Raw genomic sequence first — 5,392 nt, 5'->3', positions numbered from 1 at the left:
ACGCCGAGCGCGGGCCGGGGCAGGGCGGCGCGCGGGCGCCCGGAGTTGGTGCGCATCAGAAGTCCCTCTCCCAGGCGGAGCCGGTGTAGCGGTACCAGGTGGGCCGCCCGGTCGCGCGCTCGATCACCACCGCGCGCGCATCGGACGTGTACGTGGAAGCCTTGGTGGCGCGGATCGTGGTCACGTAGAAGCCACCCTCCTCGCCCGCCGTCCCGTTGCGGCTGAAGGTCACGGCGGGGATCCCCGCCTGCACCTTCGCGAAGGTGACCGGCCCTGCGCCCATGGACAGCTGCGGCGCCGAGCCGCGGCTGAAGGTGACGCCGGACGCCAGCGGCTCGTAGCGCACCGGCTCGCCCGCGTCCATCACCCCGTTGTTGTTCTCGTCCGAGTGAACGCGCAGCCGCCGGCCGGCCACGTCGAAGGCGATGACCACGTTGTGCTGCTTGGCCACGGCGGCCCGCTGCGCCATCGCCATCACGCTGCCCAGGTGCTTCATCCCCTGCTCCGAGCGGTAGCGGGCCACGTCCAGGCGCGGCAGGGCCATCAGCGAGACGATGCCCACGATCACGCACACCGTGAGCATCTCGATGAGCGTGTAGCCGGCTTCGCGCGAACGCGCTTGCGGAGGTGTGCACTCGGGCACGGTCTCTCCTGGGCGGGAAGGAACGGATCGGCGCCTGGCACCCCGGAGGGCGCGGTGCGGGCGCGGCTGACTGGCTGGGATTGGTGTTTTAACCCGCGTGGAGCAACATGCGAACCGCGCCGCACCACCGCCGGCGCTGCGTCCCTCAAGATGCTTGCGTCTCAATTGTTTACGGCGGCGCGGCCCCAACGGCGCGGCGCGTCCCGCGGAAGCCCGCGCGCGGCACTTTGCACGACGCTGCCGCGAAATGCTGCGCCTCGCGGTACGGCTGGGCGAGACAGCGGACTGCCCGGGCATCATCCTCAACCGGCGGATGGTCAAACCGCTCGGAGCGGCGTCCGGGGACGGGTACGGAAAATCGCGCCCGCATCGATGAGGATGGGGGCGCGATCGGGTCCAGCCGGTTCAGTTCCAGACGACGGTAATGCCGATGGTGCCGGTGTAGACGCCGGCGCGCTGCGACGCTGCCGGCGTCACCCTGCCGCCCACGTACACGGAGTAGCGCGGATACCGGTAGGTGTTGCCCGGACCCGTGTTGAACGGGGTGTCGGTGTGCGTGGGGGTGACGACGGGGTTCCACGTCTGCCGGCTGGCCACGTCGCACACGTTCGAGTTGTTGATCTCGCACGAGCCGGCGTAGTTGCCGTTGAAGCTCACCGGCAGCGTCGCGCCGCCGGGCCCCGTCAGCACCGTAGGCAGGGTGAGCGTGGTGGTGATGGAGTGCACGAAGTCGGCACCCGTCCCCCGCCCCTCGCCCGCCTGCACGCTGGTGGGGAGCACCGTCACCGGGATGCCCGGCGTGAGGGTGCCGAAGTTCAGCCCCTTCACCCCGTCTATGGTCATCGGCGGCTGGACGATGGTCAGCCTGTCGCCGAGCCCCGCGGTGACCGTGCGCTTCGCGGCCTGCGCCCGCGCGGGCGTCCAGACCGCCACACCGGCAAGAGCCAGTGCGGCGGTCAGGATGGCCCGGAAACGGGCCGCGCGGCGAGAGAGCAGGACCACGAGGGGACCTGGTGCTTAGTTGGCGGTCGCGGTGATGCGGATCACGCCGTTGTACGTGCCGGGAACCGTGTTCGTCTGCGCGGCCGTGAGCGAGCCGTTGAAGATCACGTACTCGGTGTTCGTGCCCGTGGGCGCGGCCTGCGTGAGGACGGCCGTGGTGCCGGTGGCCGGGGCGCAGCTGCTGAACGCGGTGGTGATGGTCGCGTTGGTCGCGCCCACGCCGCAGGTGAAAGCCGGCGTCAGGGTGCCGCCGGCGGCGCTGGTCAGCTTGCCGGTGTTGGCGGCGTCCGGCAGCGTGAAGATCACGCCCACGTTGCGGTCCAGCTGGATGTAGCCGCTGGCGGTGGCCGCGGTGCCCGGCGTGACCGCGCCGAAGTCGAGCGCCGACGAGGTGCCGAAGGCGAGGACGGTCGAGACGGTGGCGGTCGCCTGGATGGAGCCGGTGATCGACTGGGCCGAGGCCAGGGTCGGGGCGGCGAGAAGGGCGGCGCCGAAGACGGCGGACAGGGCAAGCTTCTTCATGGTGTGCTCCGGGAGGGTACGTTGATTCTTGGATCGGGTCGGGAAACTCTGGGAGGGGGATTAGCAATCGGCATTCCCTATAGGCGTGCCAGCGAAAGCCGAGTGTTCACAACGACTTCCGCGAGTTTTGATTGGGTTCCCGTTCGGGATGCGTTCCCATGCGGGAACATCGCCGTTCCCGTTTGAGGACCCGTTTGGGAACACGCGCCCGGCCGTTCCCGCGTCCGGCCCGCCGGCGGCGCGCCGCGGGAGGGAGAGTGGGCTGAGCCGGGCACCGGATCCCGATCCGGCAGGATGGCGAAAAGCGCGGGGCCGCCCTCCCGGTGGAAGGCGGCCCCGCGTTCATCTGTCGACCACGAAAGCGCTTACCGCGTGAGGCGGGCGATCCACAGGCCGGAGTTGAAGTCGGTGGCGAAGAGCAAACCGTTGTGCGGGCGGACGGCCCACGCCATCGCCAGGTTGGGCACGAAGCCGTGCGGGTCCGCCGTGGAGAACGAGGCGATCTCGCGCCCGCGCAGGGTTCCGCGCAGGTCTCCGGACACGTCGGCGGCGTGCACGCCCGCGGTGAGCGCGGCGGTGTACAGCACGTCGTTCTCGATCCAGAAGTGGTCCACGCCCGCACCCTCCACCGCGTAGCTCGCCACCTCCAGCGGCGCCGTGAGCCGCGACACGTCCAGCACGTGGATGGAGCCGCCGGAGTCGAAGCGCTTGTTCAGGTCCACGCCGCGCGGGATGATCACGTCGCCCACGAACACGTACGCGTGCCCGGCCGCGTTCGTGTACGGGTAGGCGAAGTGCGTGTGCCCGTACTGCTCGCCGTGCCAGCGCGTGCGGTAGCGGAACTGGCTCACCATCTGCGGGTGCTGCGGCGTGCCTTTCTTGATGCCCTGCCCCACGTCCAGGATCACCAGCCCGTCGTCCCACGCCGAGAGGTACGCCAGGCCGTCCTTCACGTACACGTCCTGCAGCAGCCGCATGGTGCTGGTCTCCAGCGACCAGCGGCCGACCTGCACGGGGTCGCGCAGGTCCGACAGGTCCACCACCACCAGGTCCCACGTGCCCGCGTCCACCACGTACGCCAGCTTCCCGTCCAGGAACACGTTGTGCGCGCCGCCGGTGATGGTCTCCCAGAACTCCGCCGTCTGGCGCGGGTGGGCGGGGTCGGCGAGGTCCAGGATGACCAGGCCGTTGCGGCGGCTCGTGGCGCCCTCGCGGGTGAGGACGGCCAGCGTGCCCTCGCGGTTCACCGCCACGTCGTTCACGATCTTGGCGTCCACCACCACCGAGTCGGTGCGCACCGGGTGCGCGGGGTCGGTCACGTCGAACACGAACATGCGGTTGCCCGAGCACCGCTGGCAGTCGCCGAAGGTGCCCGTGTAGGCGTAGTCGCGGCCGTTGGGGGCGCGGAAGACGGCCAGGTCGGTCGTACGCGTGTTCGTCACCGGGCCGCGGCCCACCACATCGAAGCGCGCGGCCGGCCCAGCCGCCTGCGCCGCGGCACCGCTTGCCGCGCCCAGCGCCGCGAGGAGGCCGAGCCCTGCGAGAGGTCTGTTCATTCGGAAGCGTCCATGGATGGGGCGTGGGCGGCGGAGATGCGCGGCGTTCGGCCGTTTGCGGAGCGGCGCAAGCGACGTACCCGCGTCTGCCGAGAGACGGAGGCGCGCCGGCCGCATGCGCCCACGATGCGCGGCGGGCGGAGACAAAGCAAGGAGATGCACGACGTACAACGAGCCGCCCCGCTGAATCGGGACGGCTCGTCTGTTTCGCATCGGCGGAGACGCCGCGGGAACGCGTTCCGGACGCCGCGCATCCGCCGTGGTGCTGCGGACGGGGGATGATCGGCGGCCGTTCATCTCCTGTGGATGCGCGGCGGAAACCCTTTCAGCAGACATCTGCCGATGCGCATCCTCCGACCCGCATCTACCGAGATCATCCGCTGCCGTCCATCTCCCGGGAGATGAACGGCGGATCAACCGAGGCGCTCCTGGAGGAACGGGATGATGTGGTCTTCGGAGATGCGCGTCTGCTCCATGGTGTCGCGGTCGCGGACGGTCACCGTGCCGCTCTCCATGGTCTCGCCGTCGATGGTGAAGCAGTACGGCGTGCCCGCCTCGTCCTCGCGGCGGTAGCGCTTGCCGATGGAGTTGGACTCCTCGTACACGCTCTGGATGCCGCGGCGGCGCAGCGCCTCGTGGATGGCGGTGGCGCGCTCGGGCATGCCGTCCTTCTTCACCAGCGGGAAGATGCCGGCCTTGACCGGCGCCAGCGACGGCTTGAGCGCCAGCACCGTGCGCGTCTCGCCCTCCACCGTCTCCTCGCGGTAGGCGTTCGCCATCACGGCCAGCGTCACGCGGTCCGCGCCGACGGAGGTCTCGATGATGTACGGCAGGTAGCGCTTGCCGGCCACCGTGTCCACGTACTCCAGCTTCTTGCCGGAGAAGTCCTGGTGCTGCCGCAGGTCGAAGTCGGTGCGGTTGTGGATGCCCTCCACCTCGCCCCAGCCCCCGTCGCCGATGGTGCCGCCGAAGAAGAACTCGATGTCGAACGCGGCCTTGGCGTAGTGCGCCAGCTTGTCGGGCGCGTGCTCGTGGAAGCGCAGCCGGTCGGCGGCCAGGCCCAGCGACTCCGTCATCCACCGCATCCGCCGCTCCTTCCACTGCTCGAAGTGGGCGTCGTCGCTGCCGGGCTCGACGAAGAACTGCATCTCCATCTGCTCGAACTCGCGCGTGCGGAAGGTGAAGTTGCCGGGCGTGATCTCGTTCCGGAACGCCTTGCCGATCTGCGCGATGCCGAACGGCACCTTCTGCCGCGCGCTCTGCTGCACGTTCAGGAAGTTGACGAAGATGCCCTGCGCCGTCTCCGGCCGCAGGTACACCACGCTCGCATCCTCCTCCACCGGCCCCATGAAGGTCTTGAACATCAGGTTGAACTGGCGCGGCTCGCTCCACTGCCCCGTCACGCCGCACGCCGGGCAGCGGATGGACTTCATCTCGGTCGTGCCGGCCTCGCCCTGCAGGATGTCTTCGCGGTAGCGGCGGTGGCAGTTGCCGCACTCCACCAGCGGGTCGGTGAACTCGGCCACGTGGCCCGACGCCTCCCACACGCGCGGGTGCATGAGGATGGCCGCATCGAGACCCTCGATGTCGTCGTTCTCGTGCACCATGGCGCGCCACCACGCCTCCTTCACGTTCCGCTTCAGCTCCACGCCCAGCGGGCCGTAGTCCC

At 70.0% G+C, this 5,392-nt stretch carries 5 protein-coding genes; all 5 read right to left on the bottom strand.

The window, feature by feature from the left end:
- Positions 1–55: 55 nt before the first annotated feature.
- Positions 56–643, bottom strand: coding sequence for a GspH/FimT family pseudopilin (locus VFE05_22555; GenBank protein ID HET6232875.1), 588 nt, complete (start codon positions 641–643; stop codon positions 56–58).
- 405 nt (positions 644–1,048) lie between these two features.
- Positions 1,049–1,645 carry a DUF4402 domain-containing protein gene (locus VFE05_22550; protein ID HET6232874.1) on the bottom strand — a complete coding sequence of 199 codons (597 nt, stop codon included), beginning with the start codon at positions 1,643–1,645 and terminating at the stop codon, positions 1,049–1,051.
- 15 nt (positions 1,646–1,660) lie between these two features.
- Positions 1,661–2,167, bottom strand: a complete 507-nt coding sequence (locus tag VFE05_22545) for a hypothetical protein (protein ID HET6232873.1) — start codon at positions 2,165–2,167, stop codon at positions 1,661–1,663.
- Between the two features lie 365 nt (positions 2,168–2,532).
- Positions 2,533–3,723 carry a hypothetical protein gene (locus tag VFE05_22540; GenBank protein HET6232872.1) on the bottom strand — a complete coding sequence of 397 codons (1,191 nt, stop codon included), beginning with the start codon at positions 3,721–3,723 and terminating at the stop codon, positions 2,533–2,535.
- A 413-nt stretch (positions 3,724–4,136) separates the two neighbouring features.
- Positions 4,137–5,392, bottom strand: a 1,256-nt coding sequence (locus VFE05_22535; protein ID HET6232871.1) for a glycine--tRNA ligase, incomplete at its 5' end; no start/stop codon positions are given.

It is taken from the genome of Longimicrobiaceae bacterium, assembly GCA_035696245.1.
Taxonomy (GTDB): domain Bacteria; phylum Gemmatimonadota; class Gemmatimonadetes; order Longimicrobiales; family Longimicrobiaceae; genus DASRQW01.
This window is presented reverse-complemented; position numbering and strand designations above follow the sequence as displayed.